General features: G+C 41.9%; 1 protein-coding gene, 1 tRNA gene, 1 rRNA gene and 1 pseudogene. 3 read left to right on the forward strand and 1 reads right to left on the reverse strand.

Going from position 1 to position 2,785, the window contains the following annotated elements; all coding sequences use genetic code 11:
• Both rrf and LUQ50_RS13250 read left to right on the forward strand, forming a co-directional pair.
• A 5S ribosomal RNA gene (gene rrf, locus LUQ50_RS13245) occupies window positions 1-116 on the forward strand; the annotation flags it as partial.
• 13 nt (window positions 117-129) lie between these two features.
• Window positions 130-204, forward strand: a tRNA-Glu gene (locus LUQ50_RS13250).
• A 615-nt stretch (window positions 205-819) separates the two neighbouring features.
• On the opposite strand, the gene LUQ50_RS13255 is transcribed toward LUQ50_RS13250, so the two are convergent.
• Window positions 820-1,752 carry a magnesium transporter CorA family protein gene (locus LUQ50_RS13255; RefSeq protein WP_300040432.1) on the reverse strand — a complete coding sequence of 311 codons (933 nt, stop codon included), beginning with the start codon at window positions 1,750-1,752 and terminating at the stop codon, window positions 820-822.
• A gap of 308 nt (window positions 1,753-2,060) precedes the next feature.
• Here LUQ50_RS13255 and LUQ50_RS13260 point away from each other — a divergent pair.
• A pseudogene (locus tag LUQ50_RS13260) lies at window positions 2,061-2,785 on the forward strand (hypothetical protein); the annotation flags it as partial.

Raw genomic sequence — 2,785 nt, forward strand, 5'->3', positions numbered from 1 at the left:
GGCCACAGCAGGTGTGTCACACCCGGTCTCTTTCCGAACCCGGAAGTTAAGACACCTCACGTGGATACTGGTACTGAGGTACGCGAGTCCTCGGGAACGTATCTTCGCTGCTATTGTTCTTATTCTAACGCTGATATAGTGTAGTTCGGTCAATCATGTTGGACTCTCACTCCATCGACTGGGGTTCAAATCCCCATATCAGCATATATCTTAATCGACCTCCGGTCGAATGCCAGGGGCTCACCTGAGATTTTAAATCCTCTGATTGGGCTTATTTTTAGGTTTTATCGGTAATTTGGTTAGACAAGATCTAGGGTATACACGCGGTTATGAAATATGCCCGTATTATACTTTATTTTTAATATCGTTCGCAATTATCGTTTTTATATGAGGTCGCTATTGATATGATTTGTTGAGATGAATTCTTAATGTCCAGTATAATAAAACTGGAATAGCGGCAAGATGTGGTGTCGATAACTTTGAAGGAAGAAATCGATAAATGGGGGTTTAACCATTCAAAAATAGGTAATTTATCCGGGAATCATGCCACTTGCTCTATATTAGACTTTGAAAATGAATTTCCAATTTCAAAAAATATTGCTTCCGTGATCAATATGTGAGAGTATTGTTTCAATTCTGTTTCTAACTTTAAGGCAGTTTGGTGCAATGCATCATCATTATTGATGATTGCCATAATAAATGATGTATCAAGGAATACACCTCTTTTAGTCACGCATCACCTTTTTTGGTGTCCCATATAGGTAATGATCATGTTCTAAAGATTGCTCTGGCGGGCCATGCACAGTTCCGGCATTTATATCAGAGTACCTTCCAGCGAATCAGAATGAACAACCCGATAGCAGAAAGACTGAGTGCAGTCCCCATTACAAACGGGAATGCATAGGGTGCCTCCTGCAGTGGAAGGTGTACATTCATCCCGTATATGCTGGCGATCATTGTGGGCAGGGCGATAAGGATGGTTACGCTGGTGAGCAGTTTCATCACCACATTGACGTTATTATTGATGATCGAGGCGAAGGTCCCGGTCATACCGGTGATAATCGAAGTATAGATATTTGCCATCTCAAGAGCCTGTTTGTTCTCAATCACCATCTCTTCATAGAGATCGTGCTCCTCATCAGTCATGTCCAGGACACTTTGGTATGAAAACTTCTCCACCATGAGAGAGTTGGATCTGAGAGAGGTTGTGAAGTAAACAAGGCTCTTTTGAAGGTTAAACAACCCGAGGAGTTGATCGTTGGTAGTTGAACGGTGAAGGTTCCGTTCAATAACTCCGGTCATCCGGTTGATCTCTTTTAGGTAACGCAAAAATCTGAGTGCAGTCCGGTAGCAGAGTTGCAGGACGAATCGTGTTCGCTGCCTGGTGTCGTGGTTTCTCACCCATCCTGACAGAAATTCTTCCATGACATCAACTTCAGTGAGGGTGACGGTAATCAGGAGATCCTGGGTGAGGATAATGCCTATTGGCAGGGTGATATAGGGGATTGCGGCCTCTTCAGGTTCACGTCGTGCTGATCTGATGAGAATCAGGGTATTTCCCTCGTCAACTTCAAACCGTGCCCGTTCATCGACATCAAGGGGGTCGGTCAGAAAGTCGATCGGCATGCCAAACTGGCCGACAAGATATGCGATCTCTTTCTCGGTTGGGTTGACGACTTTCACCCAGCACCCAGGCCTGAAGTCCTCAATTTCGGTGAGGCCCTCACTAGTGGTGATATACTGGGTGATCATGATAAGGTTCCTTAAAGAAATGAGTTATTAAGGGGTTAATACTCAGCTCAAGGAGAGAGAGTATCGGGAATCTGGGCCTCTCCATCGTTATGGGTATGGTAAAAAAATATCTATGCAGTAATCCGGTTAGTATCTGTTGATAGTCATCAGTCTGTACAGGTAGTTTTTATGGCGAGACTGGTACTTTGTTTGAGCAGGGATTATTTATCCACTGGAGTTCTTTCGAAGAAGGAAAATTTCTATGATCTTTGCTCCTCAATAGATTCATGAACCTTGAAGGAGAACTGTAACTAATTTGGTGGTGGGGAGTGACGAAGGAGCGAGGGCTATCCGAAGTTATCGGGTTTTTAATGATTGTAGCCCTGCTAACGATCCTTTTTTCGATGTACCTTCTGTATGTGGTTCCAATTCAGGGACGCGACGCAGAAATATCGCATCTTAAGTATATTACTCAAGAATTTATCGGGTTGAAGGCAGATATTGATGGATTAATTATTAATAACAAAATTAATCTCCCTATCGCAAGATCATTTGAACTAGGTACACTCTCTTCGGTTGGATCAGGATCTTTAAGCATTCTTCCGGTGAGTTCTTTTATTGAAGCATCAGGTATGCTGATGGTAAATGAACAGAATGATTTTCTCAAAGTGATGGTAAATGGGAGTATGGTTAACGTCTCTAGATATCCATCAATCGTTTACTCACACATATCCCCGATTCCTAATCCTGTGTGGGAATTTCAATGTAATTCGTCTGATAATTGTCCTTCAACTCCGGTGAATGTCACAATTTTTGATCGTATCTATAATATTACTACACAGGAACGAGCTTCAATAAACAATACATCAGTGAACATTGAAATAACCTATCCAAACAAGACTCCGTTTTTTGTGGGTAATGCCACATTTAATATTTCTGGTTATGAACCAAGATATGATCTTATTCTCCAGACCTTCTCTAATTCCACTCCTCCGGTTTTTCTTTTTCAGAAAACGCTAATAGAAAATGTTACTTTCCCATGCAATTTTACATA

It is taken from the genome of Methanospirillum sp., from assembly GCF_028679455.1.
Taxonomy (GTDB): domain Archaea; phylum Halobacteriota; class Methanomicrobia; order Methanomicrobiales; family Methanospirillaceae; genus Methanospirillum.